Raw genomic sequence first — 16,143 nt, 5'->3', positions numbered from 1 at the left:
TGTGAACATGCCTGCAAGGGGCAGAACGACGAAGGCCCGGGCAGCTGCCCGGGCCTTCGAAGGTACTGCGTTGACGGATGGTGCCTGTATTACTTGAAGGTGTACTTGGCACCGACGGTGAAGTAACGACCGATGGCACCGCTGAAGTGCAACGGGTTGTAGTTCACGCCGCCGTAGGTGGACGGATCCAGCGGCGCAATCCGATCGAACACGTTCTGCACCGAGGCATTCAACTCGAACGCGTCAGTGATGTTCCAGCGGCCCGACAGGTCGAACGTGGTGAACGAGGAGATCTTCTTGACGTCGGTGCCGTCCGCATACGCGAACAGATACGAGCCGTCCGGACCACGGAAGTCCTTGTTGTCCATCTTCGAGATGTAGTTGGCGACACCGCTGACGCTCCACGGGCCCTGCCGCCAGGTGGTGCCGAAGTTGATGCGGTCCTTCGGCGTGCCGATGCAGTTGGTCACGTCGCAGTTGCCGTGAGTACCCGCGTAGTCAACCGTCACGTCGGCATCGGTGCGCTCGAACTTGAGCACATGGCTCCACTGCAGATCCATCTCCAGCTGACCCGGACCGATGTCGAAGGTCTGGCGGATATCGGTATCGATACCCCGTACCCGGGTCGATGCGGCGTTGATGTACTGCGTGTTGACCGCCAGGATGCTGCCGGTGCCGGGTACGCCATTGAGCAGGTTGGTGTCACGCAGTACGTTGCCGGCAGCAATTGCCTCGGCAGTGCTGCCCTGGGCAATTTCGTTGGTGCGCTTGATCTGCCAGGCATCGATGGTCAGCGAGGTCGTGGACGTCGGCTGCAGGACGATACCCACCGAGTAGCTCTTCGACTCTTCCGGCTTCAGGTCCTTGTTCGGGCGGGTGATGATGGCGACCGGCAGGGCGCCACAGTCGTCACCGTTTGCACCTGGTGCCGGGTTGCCGCCCGGGCAGCGCACCGGATCGGATGCATTGGAGAACGCTGCCAGGCCGCCATCGCCGTTCTCGGCCGGGTTCGGTGCACGGAAGCCTTCGGCATAGCTGCCGCGCAGTGCGATCCAGTCGGCCGGTGTCCACTTGATGCCGATCTTCGGTGTGGCCTTGCCTTCGCCGCTTTCATACTTGTCGTAGCGCACAGCACCGGACAGTTCCAGGCTTTCCAGCACGGGGGCCGACAGTTCGACGTAGCCGGCGTACACGTTCTGCGTGCCGTCATAGGCCGAGTAGCCCAGACCAATGATCTGGCCCTTGTCGGTGTAGGTCTGCGGGGTCAGGCTGTTGCTGGTCTTGCGCCATTCAGTACCCAGTGCCAAGCCCAGCGGGCCGCCCTTGAGGTCCATCAGGCTGCGCGACACGGTGAAGTCGAACATGTCCAGGCTCGACTTGGCGCGGGCGCTGATATCCGGCGAGATGAAGTCGTACAACGCCTGCGAGTTCATGCCCGCGTTGTCACCGATGCGCCAAACACCACCGGCGCAGTTCGGATTGGCCAGTGCGCAACGTACGTTGTCGTAGTTGAGGAAACCGGTGCGCTTGTTGACCAGGTCGGTGCCGGAGTGCAGGTATGCGGTGTCGTAGCTCCAGTCACCCCAGTTGCCCTTGACGCCGACCAGGAAGCGAGTGAACTCGTTGGTGTTGTTGGTCACGCGCGGACCGACGTCCCATGCCGAATAGCGCAGGCGCGAGGCCTGGCCCGGGATCGGATTGTCCGGGTGGTTGGGGCCGAGCACGACCGCGCCCGGGCCGCTGTTGCCGTTGACGGGACCCTCTGGGAAACCCCAGCTGCCGGATACGCCGGAAGGTGTATTGCTGAAGGTCGTTTCCTTCTTCGAGTAGCCGATTTCGGTGTAGATCTCACCCCCTTCACCAAAGGCGAAGCTGGCGCGACCGAACACGTTGATGTACTTCTCTTCGGGGGTCAGGTCGCGATACAGCTGGTTCGGATCCCACAGGCAGCCCTGCGCCTGTGCCGAGGCTTCGGTCTGGCCCGGAATCGTGGTCAGGCCAGCACAGCCCGGCAGTGCGACCAGGAAGGCGGGGTTCTCCTTGGTTACATTGCGATCGTCATACACCGAACCGTTCGGACCGACGCCACCCCGGGTCTTGCCACTGAGGAAGGCGCCGCCCAGGAACTGGGCGTTGTTGCCATAGCCCCACGGGCGGGTATCGCCGGTACCGATCCACTTGCGGTTCTTGCGGTCGCTGATCTTGATCGCATCGGTCTTGGCGACATCCAGGCTGAAGAATGCATTCCAGCCATCGGTGGCGAGGTCGCCGGTACCGGCGGTCAGGGTCGCCTTCTTCGCGTCGCCATCGCCGTCGCCGGAAACGCCGTAGGAACCGCGAAGGATCGCACCCTGGAAATCGCTGCGCAGGATGATGTTGACCACGCCGGCGATGGCGTCGGAGCCATAGATCGCCGAGGCGCCATCCTTCAGCACTTCAACGCGTTCAACGGCGTCGAGCGGGATGGTGCTCAGGTCGGTGAAGACCTTCTGGCCGTCATCGGCCAGGCCATAGGTGGCCATGCGGCGGCCATTCAGCAGGACAAGGGTCGAACCCGCGCCCAGACCACGCAACGAAATGCCGGCGCCACCGCCGGCGAAGCCGTTGCCGAAGGTCTTGGGAATGGAGCCGGAACCATCGGCAGTCAATGTCTGCAGGTATTCAGCAACCGTGGTCTTGCCGGTACGGTCGATTTCCTGGCGGGTCACCACCTGCACCGGGGACGGTGTTTCGGTGTTGGTGCGCGGAATGTTCGAGCCGGTGACCGTGATCCGGTCCAGGTTGGTGGCCTTTTCCTGCGCGAAGGCGGAGGTGGAAGCCACGGCGCCAACCAGCAGCAGGGTGCCGCCGGTAAGGATATGGGTGATGGACGATGCCAGGGTGGAGCGGCGGCGGCTGGCGGGCCGTTGGATCGGGTGTTTCACAGCTTCTCTCCTAACTGGAAAACCTTAGCGTTGAGGGCTGTCTCCGGAAGGTTCCGGGACGGGCCAATCTAGGTTTCCAGCGGGTGACGAAGTCGTGAAATTTTGCTTAATCCGTAACGTTTAAGGACGGACTTTGCTGAATCTGGCATTTCGACCTTCCAGGCCGACCCGGCGGGTGCCGGGCCGGCGCTCGGAGAGGCTCAGTCCGGCAGCGAGAACTGCACCGGCACCAGGCCGATGGCCGGCACTGCCACGCCTTCACGCTGGGCGGGTTCGAAGCGCCAGTGCTTCAGTACCTGCTGACGTGCGGCCTGGTCCAGGCTGCGCGAGCCACTGCTGCGCTCGATGCTGACCACCACCGGTTGACCGCTGTTGTCCACTTCCACCCGCAGCAGCACCGTGCCCTGCTCGTGGTTGCGCAGCGCCGGAACCGGGTAGGTCGGCGGCGGGGCGCTGCGGTACTGCAGCTGGGCACCGGCCAGCGGTGTGGAGCTGTCGATGCTCGGGGCCGCCTGCACCGGCGCAGGCTCGGCAGCAGGCAGGACGATGCCCTGTGCCTCCTCGACAGTGGCGGTGGGGGTGGGCAATGGCGTGGGCACGGTCTGCTGCCGTGGCTCGGCCTTGACCTGTACCTGTTCCGGGTCGGTGGGTAGCTTGGGCGGCTCAGGTGGTCTGGGCTGTTCCTTCGGGATCAGCCGCACCGTGGTGTTGTCGCGGGGCAGTGCGGTGACAGCCTGGTAGGTCGCCGGGATCAGCAACATCAGCAGCGCGATCAGATGCAGGGCGATGGCCGCGCTCCAGGCGGCAACGCGGGCGGGGTCGAAGTGCGGGGATGCAACGGGATACGTACGAACCATGGTCCACCTCCATGCCAGTGACGAAGTCCTCAACGCACCAGGGCCGATCACGGGGTTGCCGCACGCGGCTGGCAGTGCATCAGTAGCGCGGCGCGGCGGCTACTGCCTAGAGGCAGGGGGGCGATCGTTGGGCTGGCCTTCAGCCAGTGCCGGCCGCGGGCATGAAAAAAGGCGGATCCCCTGCGGGATCCGCCTTTGTCGGCAATGACGAACGGGATCAGCGGCCCAGTTCGAACACCACATCCAGGTTGACCGAGACGGTCGACTCGCCCGGCGCGACCGGGGTGGCCTTGTCCATCGCGGCGCCGGCCGACATTGCCCGCATCATCGGCATCGGGCGATAGCCGCCGCCGGCATTCTCGGAAATGCTGACGATGCGACGGACCTGCAGGCCCAGCGACTTCGCATAGGTCTGGGCGCGGGCCTGGGCTTTCTTCAGTGCGGCCAGGCGGGCTTCGTCATAGACCGGTTCCGGCTGGTCGATCTCGAAGCTGGGGCCATTGATCTGGTTGGCGCCCTGCGCCGCCAGTGCGTCCAGTACTTTGCCGAGCTTGGCGATGTCACGCACCTTCAGGCTGACCGTGTTGCTGGCCTGGTAGCCGGTGATCTTCGGCGCCTCGTTGTCGGCATAGCGGTACTGCGGGTTGAGGCTGACGCCGCTGGTCTGCACGTCACGCTCGGCAATGCCGGCCGCCTTGATCGCGGCCAGCACCTTGTCCATCTGCTGGGCGTTCTGGCGCATCGCGCTGTTGCCATCGGCGGCCTGGGTGACCACGCCGGCCGACAAGGTGGCCACGTCCGGCACGCGGGTGGCTTCGGCGTTGGCCGAGATGTTCAGCAGGGTGCCTTCGGCCGGGGCGGCGATCGACGGCGACGACGGGGCAGCATGGGCGGTCATCGAGGTTCCAAGGGCGAGGGACAGGGCGAGCAGCAGCGGGGTGGCGGTCAGGCGCATGGGATCTCCTTGTTGTGCGGTGAGGGTGGTGTCGTAGCGATGAACGCGCTGTGAGCCTGTTCGGGGTTGGAAGCGTACCGCGAGGGGTTGCCGACGATTCAGGTGGCGGCCTCAGGTTATGCTGTGCCGATGCTCTATCTTGCTTCCCGCTCCCCCCGACGCAACCAGCTGCTGGCCCGACTCGGACGCCCCTTCCAGGCCCTGGACCTGGAGGTCGTCGAGCAGCGCGCGCCCGCTGAAAGCGCCGAACAGTATGTCTGCCGGGTCGCAGCCGACAAGGCACGTGCCGGCCTGGCCCGGGTGCTGGCCGATGACCCGCAGGCGCGGGTGCTCGGCTCGGACACCGAGGTGGTGCTGGACGGCGAGGTGTTCGGCAAGCCGGCCGATGCTACCGACGCGCGGGCGATGCTGGCGCGGCTTGCCGGGCGTACCCACCAGGTGATGACCGCCGTGGTGGTGGTCGGCGCGGAAGGCCTGGACAGCGAGCTGGTCGTTTCCGAGGTGACCTTTGCCCCGATCGACAGCGCCGACATCGCCGACTACGTGGCCACCGGCGAGCCGCTGGACAAGGCCGGCGCCTACGCCATCCAGGGCGGTGCCGAGCGCTGGATCGAACATCTTTCCGGCAGCTACTCCGGTGTCATGGGGCTGCCACTGCTGCATACCGATCGTCTGCTGTCGCGCTGCGGCGTGCCGGCCACAACTGCTGATGCCGCCAGGGAGGCTGCCGATGTCTGAGGAAATCCTGGTCAATGTGACCCCGCGCGAAACCCGGGTCGCGGTGATCGAGAACGGCATGCTGCAGGAACTGCACATCGAGCGCGGTTGGCGCCGGGGTGTGGTCGGCAACATCTACAAGGGCAAGGTGCAGCGGGTCATGCCGGGCATGCAGGCGGCCTTCGTCGAGGTCGGGCTGGAGCGCGCCGCGTTCCTGCACGCCAACGACGTGGTACGGCCGGCGCCGGTGGCCAGCGCCGACACCGAAAACACCACGCTGCCACCGCCGTCCAGCGTGCCGATCGTCGAACTGCTGCGCGACGGCCAGGACATCGTGGTGCAGGTGGTGAAGGATCCGATCGGGACCAAGGGCGCGCGCCTGACCACGCAGATCAGCATTCCCTCGCGTTACATGGTGCTGCTGCCGCAGTCCAAGGTGGTGGGGGTGTCGGCGCGCATCGAGGATGAAGGCGAGCGTGCGCGGCTGAAGGCGCTGGTGACCGAGCTGTCGGCCCAGCATGGCGGCTACGGCTACATCGTGCGTACCAATGCCGAGGGCCAGCCGGCCGAGGCCATCGCCGAGGACGTCGCCTACCTGTCGCGGGTCTGGAACGTGGTCGAGCGTCGTGGCCGTGAAGCGGCCTCGTGCAGCAACATCTATGAAGACCTGAGCCTGCCGCTGCGTTCGGTGCGCGACCTGATCCGCAAGGATGTGGACAAGGTGAAGGTGGACTCCAAGGAGACCTTCGCCCAGCTGCAGGCCTTCGTGGCCAAGTACATGCCGGTGCTGGCCGAGAAGATCGAGCTGTACAGCGGCGATCGCCCGATCTTCGACATGTTCGGGGTGGAGGACGAGATCGGCCGCGCGCTGGACAAGCAGGTGCCGTTGAAGTCCGGTGGCTACCTGGTGATCGACCAGACCGAGGCGATGACCACCATCGACGTCAACACCGGCTCGTTCCTTGGCCAGCGCAACCTGGAAGAGACGGTGTTCCGTACCAACCTGGAGGCTGCGCAGGCAGTAGCCAGGCAGCTGCGGCTGCGCAACCTCGGCGGCATCATCATCATCGACTTCATCGACATGGACGATGCCGAGCACCGCCGCCAGGTGCTGCGCACGCTGGAAAAGGCGCTGGCGCGCGATCATGCCAAGACCACGGTGTACGACTTCTCGCCGCTGGGTCTGGTGGAGATGACCCGCAAGCGCACGGTGGAAAGCCTGGAGCGCCAGCTGTCGGAAACCTGCCCGCAGTGCAGTGGCCGCGGCACCATCAAGACCACCGAAACGGTGACCTATGAGATCTTCCGCGAGATCACCCGTGCGGTGCGCCAGTTCGATGCCGCGCGCCTGTTGGTGATTGCCTCGACCAAGGTGGTCGCGCGCATCACCGACGAGGAGTCTTCGGCGGTGGCCGAGCTTGAGGAGTTCCTCGGCAAGAGCATCCGCTTCCAGGCGGACGAGCAGTACCTGCAGGAGCAGTTCGATGTTGTGCTGCTCTGATCCAGGCCGACTGTCTTCTTCCGGTGGCCGATGAGCGCGCCGCCGCGCCTGCGACTGCGAAGGATCCGCCGTCATTTCATCGCCGCCTGCGCGGTTGGCCTGGTCGGGCTTGCACTGCTGGTGGGAACGCTCAGCCAGCTGCTGCCGCTGGCCGAGCGCCATCCTGAAAAGATTGCTGCGTGGCTGAGCGAGCGTGCCGGCCAGCCGGTCCGTTTCGATCAGTTGCAGACCGCCTGGACCCGGCGTGGTCCGCTGCTGCAGCTGAAGGGCCTGCGCATCGGCGCCGGGCAGGGCCTGGCCATCGGCGAGGCCGAAGTGCTGGTATCGCTGTACAGCGGCCTGCTTCCGGGCCGCTCGCTGACCGAGCTGCGCCTGCGCGGGCTGGCGCTGGACCTGCAGCAGGGTGAGGACGGGCGCTGGTCGGTACGCGGCCTGCCCCGATCCGACAGCGGTGGCGACCCATTGGACGCACTGCGCCGGTTGGGCGAGCTGCAGGTGATCGGTGGCCGTCTGGGCGTGCATGCCCCTGGCCTCGGCATCGACACCACGCTGCCACGCATCGACCTGCGCCTGCGCGTCAACGGCGAGCGCCTGCGGGTGGGCGTGCGGGCCTGGGCCCAGACCGATGCGCTGCCGCTGACCGCGGTACTGGACGTGGACCGCGCAGGCGGCAACGGCCAGGCCTGGCTGGGTGCCGACCCGGTCGATTTCCATGCCTGGTCGCCACTGCTGGCGGCCGGCGGCGTTCGCCTGCGCGAGGGCAAGGGCGAACTGAACCTGTGGCTGACCCTGCGTGATTTCGCGCCGGTGGCGTTGACCACCGATTCGGACCTGCGCGACGTACGCATCGACGGCGCGCCGATGCCGGAGCTGGCTGCACCGCAGCTGCAGCTGCAGCGCCTGCAGGCACGCCTGCGCTGGCAACGCCAGGCCGATGGCTGGGCGCTGCAGGTACCGCACCTGCGCTTGAAAACGGAAGAGGGCGAGCAGCAGCTCGATGGCCTGCAGCTGCAGGTCGGCAAGCAGCTGCGGATGAGCTCCGGTGAAGTACAGGCCGGCACCGCGCTGCGCGCACTGGCGCTGAGTGACCGCCTTGACCCCGGGCTGCGCCGCTGGCTGTTCCTGTCCAAACCGCAGCTGGACGTCGCAGAGCTGCAGCTGTCCGGCGAGCGCGATGGCCCGTTGTGGGCACAGGGCGAGCTGCAGTCGCTGGGCTTTGCCAGCGTCGGTCATTCGCCTGGCCTACGTGGCCTTGGCGGACGCTTCGAGGGCGATGCCAATGGCTTCAGCCTGCAGCTGCAGCCGCAGCGCCAGTTGCAGTTCGACTGGCCGACCGGCTTTGGCGTGCGCCACGACCTGCATCTGGCCGGCCAGGTGGTGGGTTGGCGTGACGAGGGCGGCGGCTGGCGTATCGGCACCGCGGCGATGCGCGTGGAAGGCACCGATTACGCCGCTGACGTGCGTGGCGGGGTCTGGTTCCAGGGTGACGGCACCCGGCCGTGGCTGCAGTTGGCCGCCAAGCTGGACGATGTGCCGATGACCGCGGCCAAGCGCTTCTGGATCCACTCCAGGATGAGCAAGGGCGCCACCGACTGGCTGGACATGGCGCTGGCCGGTGGCCAGGTGCGTGGCGGCATCGGTCTGGTCAGCGGTGACCTGGACGACTGGCCGTTCGATAACAACGACGGTCGCTTTGAAGCCACCGGCCACATCACCAACGGCGACATCCGCTTCCAGCACGACTGGCCGCTGATGAGCCAGGTTGACGCCGATATCGCCTTCATCGGGCCGGGCTTCGACATGCGTGGGCGTGGTGACCTGGCCGGTGTGGCCGTGCAGAAATTCGAAGCGGGCATTGCGGACTTCGGCCAGCAGCCGCTGTATGTGCGCGCCGACACGCAGAGCGAGGCAGGCAAGCTGCTGGCGATGCTGCGGCAGAGCCCGCTGCACAAGGATTATGGCGACACCCTGGACAACCTGACCGCAGCGGGTCCGGCGCATGTGACCTTCGACCTGCTGCAGCCGCTGCATCACGATGAAGGTGGCGGCCACCTGCAGGGCACGGTAGATCTGGCGGGAGTGAAGCTGGTCGACAAGCGCTTCCAGTTGACCTTCGACAACATGCAGGGGCAGGCGCGCTACGGCAACGGTGGTTTCGGCGCCGAGGAACTGGCGGTGCGCCATCTCGGTCAGGACGGTCGCCTGAGCCTGCGGGCCGGCAGCTATGTGCACGACAGCAAACTGGCTTTTGAATCGCAGCTATCGGCCAACCTCGACGCCGGCGTGCTGATCGACCGCGCGCCGGAGATGGCCTGGCTCAAGCCCTACATCAGCGGTGTCTCGCCGTGGACCATCGCGGTCAACCTGCCGAAGGTCGCGCCTGGTGCACCGGCCCCGCCCAGCGAACTGCGGCTGAGCTCGGACCTGGTCGGCACCCGTCTTGACCTGCCGGCACCGCTGGACAAGCCCGCCGGCGAGCCGCTGGCGACCACGGTGGCCGCGCAGTTGCCGATGGGCGCCGGCCGTATCGATGTGGCCTTCGGCCAGCGTCTGGCCCTGGCCGCGCGCAGCCACAACAACCGCACCGGCGTGCAGGTCACCCTGGGCAGCGATCATGTTGACCGGGAGCCCCCGCCGAGCGGGCTGACCGTCAACGGCCGCAGCCCGACCCTGGATGCGCTGGAGTGGATCAGCCTGGCCCGCGGTGGTGACGACGATGATGCAATGCCGCTGCGTGCGGTGGATGTGCAGGTCGGCAAGCTGATGCTGATCGGCGGCGTCTTCGAACAGACCCGGCTGCAGCTGCAGCCCGGCCCGCAGGCACTGGACGTGCGCCTGGATGGACCTACGCTGGCAGGCCGTTTGACGGTACCCAACGCCGAGGGCGGCACCATCAGTGGCCAGCTCGACCGCGTGCACTGGCAGTCGCTGCCGCCGTCCCCCGGTGCTGCCGCGCCGGCGCGGGTACAGGCCGGTGCCAATGACATGGACCCGGCCAAGCTGCCGCCGTTCGCGCTGGACATCGCCGACCTCAAGTTCGGCAAGGTCGTGCTCGGCCAGACGGTGCTGCGTACGCGACCGCTGGGCAACGGACTGAACGTGGATGAGCTGCGCTTCCGCGCGCCGGACCAGGAAATCGACATCAGCGGCCGTTGGCTGGGCCGCAGTGGTGGCGCGCGCACTGAACTGACCGCGCAGGTGCGCAGCGAAGACCTCGGTGGACTCATGCAGAACCTCGACTACGGCGGCCAGCTGCGCGGCGGCTCGGGCCGGGCGCAGTTGCAGGCGTCATGGAGCGGCGGTCCGTCGGACTTCCAGCTGGGCAACCTGCAGGGCACCCTCGATCTGCATGCACGCAATGGCCAGCTGCTGGAGCTGGAGCCGGGTGCCGGCCGCGTGCTGGGCCTGCTCAGTGTCACCCAGTTGCCGCGGCGCCTGATGTTCGATTTCCGCGACTTCTTCTCCAAGGGCTTCGCGTTCAACCAGATCGACGGCAGCATGCAGTTCGGCCAGGGCATGGCACGTACCGACAAGGTGTTGATCGAGGGCCCCGCGGCGAACATCACCATTCGCGGCCAGGCCGACCTCCGCAACCAGCAGTTCGACCAGACCATCGACGTCAACCCGCGTGCCGGCAACCTGCTGACCGTGGTCGGTGCGGTGGCCGGCGGGCCGGTGGGCGCTGCGCTCGGTGCCGCCACCAATGCGGTATTGTCCAAGCCACTGGGCGAAATCGGCGCCCGCACGTACAAGGTGACCGGTCCATGGAAGGAGCCGAAAGTGGAAGTGATCGAGCGCAGCCGCGACAAGACTCCGCCGCCCGCGCCGAAGCCGGCACCGGCCATTCCGCCGACCGTCACCGACCTGCCGCGCTCGCGCTGAGCGTGGCCCTCCTGTTCACGGGGCTTGCCTGAGCGCCCCCGCATCCCCAGATCGAGACCATGACTGATACCGCCCTGACGCTTGCCCAAGACCGCCTGTTGCGCCCCGGTGGCCTGGATACCGCTGGCCTGGAGCGCACCTTCGGCCAGTTGCTCGGCCCCGGTGTCGACTTCGGCGACCTCTACTTCCAGCACGCCCGCCGCGAGAGCTGGAGCGTGGAGGACGGCATCGTCAAGGACGGTGCCCATTCCATCGAGCAGGGCGTGGGCGTGCGTGCGATTGCCGGGGAGAAGACCGGCTTCGCCTACTCCGATGACATCCATGCCGACGCGCTGCTGGCGGCGGCGCAGTCGGCGCGTGCGATCTCGCGTGAAGGCGGTGCCCAGTCCGGGCGTTCGCTGCTGCGCGGCAACGCGCGCGCGCTGTACCCGGCGCTGGACCCGATCGACGGCATCGGCAATGAAGCCAAGGTCGAGGTGCTCAAGCGCCTGGACGGCTACCTGCGTGCCGCCGACCCGCGCGTGAAGCAGGTGATGGTCAGCCTGTCCGGCGGTGTCGATACGGTGCTGATCGCCCGCAGCGACGGTGTGCTGGGCGCAGACGTGCGCCCGCTGGTGCGCCTGAACGTGCAGGTGATCGTCGAGCAGAACGGCCGCCGTGAATCGGGCTATGCCGGTGGCGGTGGCCGCTATGGTTATGAAGAACTGTTCGCCGAGGGACGTCCGGAAGCGTTCGCCCGCGAGGCACTGCGCCAGGCGCTGGTGAACCTGGACGCGGTGCCGGCGCCGGCCGGTGTGATGCCGGTGGTGCTCGGCCCAGGCTGGCCCGGCGTGCTGCTGCACGAAGCGGTCGGCCACGGTCTGGAAGGTGACTTCAACCGCAAGGGCACCAGCGTCTACGCCGGTCGCATCGGCGAGCGCGTGGCCGCCCCGGGCGTGACCATCGTCGACGACGGCACGCTGGATGGCCGCCGTGGCTCGTTGAACATCGACGATGAAGGCCACCCGACCCAATGCACCACGCTGATCGAGGACGGCATCCTGGTTGGCTACATGCAGGACAGCCTCAATGCACGGCTGATGGGCATGGCGCCGACCGGCAACGGTCGCCGCGAATCATTCGCGCACCTGACCATGCCGCGCATGACCAATACCTACATGCGTGCCGGCCAGCACGATCCGCAGGAGATGATCCGTTCGGTGAAGAAGGGCCTGTACGCGGTGAACTTCGGCGGCGGCCAGGTCGATATCACCAGCGGCAAGTACGTGTTCTCGGCCACCGAGGCCTACCTGATCGAGGATGGCCGGATCACCGCGCCGGTGAAGGGCGCGACCCTGATCGGCAACGGCCCGGAAACCATGCAGAAGGTGCGCATGGTCGGCAACGACCTGGCCCTCGACGAGGGTGTGGGCATCTGTGGCAAGGACGGCCAGAGCGTGCCGGTGGGCGTCGGCCAGCCGTCGTTGCTGATCGAAGGCATCACCGTCGGCGGTACCCAGGCCTGAGCCGGGCGATGGCCAGCGCCACCGCCAGGCCCGGCGGGGACTCAGTCCTCGTCGCTGGCGTCGGCCGTGTCGTCGGCCTCGACCTCGTCGTCGCTGGCCTTCAGGCCCAGCGCGGCCGGCAGCATCAGCGTACGCAGCACCTGGAAGATCTCGCGGTAGGCGCGCGGCGGCTTGTTCTTGGCCTTTTCGGCCTGGGCGTTGCGTACCAGCGTGCGCAGCTGCTGTCGGTCGGCCTGCGGGTAGTCATCGAGCAGTGCGGCCAGCGCCTTGTCGCCCTCGGCAAGCAGGCGTTCGCGCCAGTCTTCTGCACGGTGCATCATCGCCACTTCGCGGCGGCCGGTCTCACTGTTGGCATCCAGCGCATCGCGGATCGCATCCAGGGTGGCATCTTCTTCGCGGCGCATGTGCTTGGCCAGGAACGCCAGCTGGCGCTTGTGGGCGATGTGGGCGGTGATCCGCTTGCACTCGGCGATGTGCGGCAGCAGGTCTTCCGGAACCGGCAGGCGCGCCAGCTGGGCCGGGGTCAGCGACACCAGCTTCTCGCCCAGGGCCAGAACGTCGAGCGCGTCGCGCCGGTTCTGGCTGCGGCTCTTGTCGTGGAATTCACCGGTTTCTTCGTCGCGTCCGCGCATCGTCCATACCTGATTTCAAAAAAAGTCGCCCGGCGTGATGCCGGGCCCAACCTGTACAGGATAAAGCATTGAACGTGATCGCCCCTGAAGTCGCCGTCGGTGACGACAGCCCGGCCCGGCTGGAACGGCTGGCCGACCTCTCCCAGCAGCTGCTCGACCGTGCCCGCGCGCTCGGCGCCAGCCAGGCCGAGGTCAGTTGCAGCGAGGACCGTGGCCTGGAGGTCAATGTGCGCCTCGGTGACGTGGAGACCGTGCAGTCCACGCGTGACCGCGGTATCGCCGTGACCGTCTATTTCGGCCAGCGTAAGGGCAGTGCCAGCACCGGCGACCTGAACGAGGCCAGCCTGGCGGCCACCGTCGAGCAGGCCTGCGCGATTGCCCGGCATACCGAGGACGACCCGGCCGCCGGGCTGGCCGAGGCTGTGCTGATGGCCACCGACTTCCCGGATCTGGATGCCTGGCATCCGTGGGCGCTGCAGGCCGATGAGGCCGTGGACCTGGCCCTGGCCTGTGAAACCGCCGGCCGCGAGGCTGACGCGCAGATCCGCAATTCCGACGGCGCCTCGGTGTCGAGCATGCAGAGCCTGTCGGTGTATGCCAATTCGCATGGGTTCATCGGCCGTGAGCGCGGCACCCACCATTCGATCGGATGTGCGCTGATCGCTGGCCAGGGTGATGGCATGCAGCGCGACGGCTGGTACACCGGTGCGCTGGCCCGTGAAGATCTGGAGGATGTGGGCCTGGTCGGACGCCGTGCCGCCGAACGCACCGTCGCCCGCCTGCAGCCACGGTCGCTTTCCACCGGCAGCATGCCGGTGCTGTTCGCCCCGGAAGTGGCGCGCAGCCTGGTCGGCCATCTGCTCTCTGCCGTGTCCGGCGGTGCGCTGTACCGCCAGGCCAGCTTCCTGCTGGACAGCGTCGGCCAGCAGCTGTTCCCGGACTGGATGCAGATCGAGGAACTGCCGCACCTGCGCCGTGGCCTGCGCTCGGCCGCCTTCGACGGTGATGGTGTGGCTACCCGTGCCTCGGCCCTGGTCCGCGACGGCGTGCTGCAGCGTTATGTGCTGGGCAGCTACTCGGCGCGCAAGCTGGGCCTGCAGACCACCGCCAATGCCGGCGGCGTGCACAACCTGCAGCTGGCCGCCAACGCCGGTTCCCTGCAGGAGATTGCCCGGCAGATGGGCGACGGCCTGCTGGTGACCGAGCTGATGGGGCAGGGGGTGAACGGGGTGACCGGCGACTACTCGCGGGGGGCTGGCGGCTTCCGTGTCGAGAACGGCGAGATCCAGTTCCCGGTGGACGGCATCACCATTGCTGGCAACCTGCGCGAGATGTTCCGTTCGATCGAAGCGGTCGGCAGCGACGTCGACCCGCGCTCGCACATCCGCACCGGCTCGATCCTGTTGGGGCGGATGACCATCGCCGGTAATGATTGATGGCGTCGATGGCGTAAGCTATGCCCGCCTGACGCAACCAGCTTGGTGCTGGTGGGTCAAGACCACCCAATGAAAAGGAGTTTTGTCGTGAGCGAATTCGATAACGTCCCGCCGCCGCCGGTCACCACCGATGTGCCGGCCGACCAGCGCACCATGGCCCTGGCTGCCCACCTGCTGGGCATCTTCACCGGCTTCATCGGCGCGTTGATCATCTGGCTGATCAACAAGGACGATGCTGCCAAGTCGTTCGTCACCGACCAGGCCAAGGAAGCCCTGAACTTCCAGATCACCGTGACCATCGCCATGGTCATCAGCATCATCCTGATGATCGTGATCATCGGCGGCATCCTGGCCCCGATCGTCGGCATCATCAACCTGGTGTTCTGCATCATTGCAGCGGTCAAGGCCAACAACGGTGAAGCGTACCGCTACCCGTTCACCCTGCGCCTGATCAAGTAAGACCGGCTTCATGCTGAAACGAAAACGCCCGGCACTGCCGGGCGTTTTTGCTTGGCGGTAGCGCCGGGCCATGCCCGGCGAGCGCGCAGCGGCAGCATCACCGCCAGCGATCAGTGATCGCGCTCCACCGCCAGCGTCGCCAGCGCACGCAGCGCGTCGGCCTCATCGCCGTATCCGGCCAGAGTGGACTGCATGCGGGCCGCGAGTTCGCGCAGCTGCGCCTTCGCACCGTCCATGCCGAGCAGGGCGGGGAAGGTACTCTTGTCCTGCGCCTGGTCCTTGCCGGCGGTCTTGCCCAGCTGCTCGGAACTGGCTTCAACATCAAGGATGTCGTCACGCACTTGGAAAGCCAGGCCGAGCGCATCGGCGAAGCTGTCGAGCTGGGCGAGCTGTGGTTCGTGGGCCTGGCCGCACAGCGCGCCCATGCGCACCGCTGCACGGATCAGCGCGCCGGTCTTCAGTGCGTGCATGCGGGTCAGTGCCGCCAACGTCTGCTGCTGGCCGGTGGCATCGATATCCAGCGCCTGGCCGCCGCACATGCCGGAGGCACCGGAGGCATGCGCCAGAGTCTGCAGGCAGGCCACGCGCAGCGTTGCCGGCAGCGGTGCATCGGCCAGCAGACCAAAGGCACGAGTCTGCAGCGCATCGCCGGCGAGGATCGCGGTGGCTTCGTCGAAGGCGATGTGGGTGGTCGGCTTGCCGCGGCGCAGGGCGTCGTCGTCCATGGCCGGCAGGTCGTCATGCACCAACGAATAGGCGTGGATCAGTTCGACCGCCATCGCCGCCGCGTCCAGGCTTTCCGGCTGCGCGCCGAACAGCTGGCCGCTGGCATACACCAGCAGCGGGCGCATGCGCTTGCCGCCGCCGAGTACCGAATAGCGCATGGCCTGGTGCAGGCGCTGTGGCGCCTCGGCCGGCGAGGGCAGGGCGGCGTCGAGCTGGCTTTCGATACGGTCGCGCCAGCGCGCGAACAATGCCTCAGCCGTCATGGCTGGGCGGGTCGAAAGGTTCGGCGGCTTCCGGCTGGGCGGGGTCGCTGAGCAGGCGCACGCGCAGTTCAGCCTGCTCCAGCGCCTGCTGGCACTGGCGGTACAGGCCCACGCCGCGTTCGTAAGCACTGAGCGAAGCTTCCAGGCTCAGCTCGCCGGTTTCCATCTGCTCCACCAGCTGCTCCAGCGATTCGAGCGACTGCTCGAACTGGGCGACTGGGGAGGCGTTTTCGGGGGACTTCTTGGCCATGCGGCAAGTGTGGACGGGCCGCGCGCGGGGGTCAAT

Annotated in this window: 12 protein-coding genes; 6 read left to right on the top strand and 6 right to left on the bottom strand. The window is 67.1% G+C overall.

The annotated features are described in order from the left end of the window. Positions 1–89 precede the first annotated feature (89 nt). From SMAL_RS14775 to SMAL_RS14765, 3 genes are all read right to left on the bottom strand, one after another. Positions 90–2,924, bottom strand: a complete 2,835-nt coding sequence (locus tag SMAL_RS14775; RefSeq protein ID WP_012511760.1) for a TonB-dependent receptor — start codon at positions 2,922–2,924, stop codon at positions 90–92. A gap of 200 nt (positions 2,925–3,124) precedes the next feature. Continuing rightward, the gene (locus tag SMAL_RS14770; protein ID WP_012511759.1) at positions 3,125–3,781 is read right to left on the bottom strand and encodes an energy transducer TonB; all 657 of its coding nucleotides are present in this window, start codon (positions 3,779–3,781) and stop codon (positions 3,125–3,127) included. A gap of 217 nt (positions 3,782–3,998) precedes the next feature. Beyond that, positions 3,999–4,736, bottom strand: coding sequence for an SIMPL domain-containing protein (locus tag SMAL_RS14765; RefSeq protein ID WP_006382138.1), 738 nt, complete (start codon positions 4,734–4,736; stop codon positions 3,999–4,001). A 129-nt stretch (positions 4,737–4,865) separates the two neighbouring features. Between SMAL_RS14765 and SMAL_RS14760 the strand changes: the two genes are divergently transcribed. From SMAL_RS14760 to tldD, 4 genes are read left to right on the top strand one after another with little or no spacing between them, the layout of a single operon-like run. Next, the gene (locus SMAL_RS14760) at positions 4,866–5,474 is read left to right on the top strand and encodes a Maf family nucleotide pyrophosphatase (protein WP_012511758.1); all 609 of its coding nucleotides are present in this window, start codon (positions 4,866–4,868) and stop codon (positions 5,472–5,474) included. Further along, positions 5,467–6,954 carry a ribonuclease G gene (gene rng / locus SMAL_RS14755; RefSeq protein WP_006382134.1) on the top strand — a complete coding sequence of 496 codons (1,488 nt, stop codon included), beginning with the start codon at positions 5,467–5,469 and terminating at the stop codon, positions 6,952–6,954. Before SMAL_RS14760 ends, rng begins: the two co-directional genes overlap by 8 nt. A gap of 30 nt (positions 6,955–6,984) precedes the next feature. Beyond that, on the top strand, positions 6,985–10,836 hold the full coding sequence (locus tag SMAL_RS14750; RefSeq protein ID WP_012511757.1) for a YhdP family protein: 3,852 nt from the start codon (positions 6,985–6,987) through the stop codon (positions 10,834–10,836). Positions 10,837–10,895: 59 nt separating this feature from the next. Continuing rightward, a complete protein-coding gene (gene tldD, locus SMAL_RS14745) occupies positions 10,896–12,341 on the top strand; it encodes a metalloprotease TldD (RefSeq protein ID WP_006382111.1) in 1,446 nt (481 codons plus the stop codon). A gap of 41 nt (positions 12,342–12,382) precedes the next feature. On the opposite strand, the gene yjgA is transcribed toward tldD, so the two are convergent. Next, positions 12,383–12,973, bottom strand: coding sequence for a ribosome biogenesis factor YjgA (gene yjgA / locus SMAL_RS14740; RefSeq protein ID WP_012511756.1), 591 nt, complete (start codon positions 12,971–12,973; stop codon positions 12,383–12,385). 68 nt (positions 12,974–13,041) lie between these two features. On the opposite strand from yjgA, the gene pmbA reads away from it, so the two are divergent. Further along, positions 13,042–14,409 (top strand): metalloprotease PmbA, encoded by a 1,368-nt coding sequence (pmbA, locus tag SMAL_RS14735; protein WP_012511755.1) that lies wholly within the window; start codon positions 13,042–13,044, stop codon positions 14,407–14,409. Positions 14,410–14,496: 87 nt separating this feature from the next. Beyond that, positions 14,497–14,868 (top strand): DUF4870 domain-containing protein, encoded by a 372-nt coding sequence (locus SMAL_RS14730; RefSeq protein WP_012511754.1) that lies wholly within the window; start codon positions 14,497–14,499, stop codon positions 14,866–14,868. Positions 14,869–14,978: 110 nt separating this feature from the next. Here the strand turns inward: SMAL_RS14730 and SMAL_RS14725 are convergent, their stop codons facing one another. Both SMAL_RS14725 and SMAL_RS14720 read right to left on the bottom strand, forming a co-directional pair. Further along, the gene (locus tag SMAL_RS14725) at positions 14,979–15,857 is read right to left on the bottom strand and encodes a polyprenyl synthetase family protein (protein WP_012511753.1); all 879 of its coding nucleotides are present in this window, start codon (positions 15,855–15,857) and stop codon (positions 14,979–14,981) included. Further along, positions 15,847–16,107: an exodeoxyribonuclease VII small subunit gene (locus SMAL_RS14720; RefSeq protein WP_010482975.1), complete on the bottom strand. Its 261-nt coding sequence runs from the start codon at positions 16,105–16,107 to the stop codon at positions 15,847–15,849. Before SMAL_RS14720 ends, SMAL_RS14725 begins: the two co-directional genes overlap by 11 nt. Positions 16,108–16,143: the final 36 nt, after the last annotated feature.

The organism is Stenotrophomonas maltophilia R551-3 (assembly GCF_000020665.1).
Classification (GTDB): Bacteria; Pseudomonadota; Gammaproteobacteria; order Xanthomonadales; family Xanthomonadaceae; genus Stenotrophomonas; species Stenotrophomonas maltophilia_L.
Note: the sequence above shows the minus strand (reverse complement) of the source record. Positions and strands in the feature narration are given on the sequence as shown.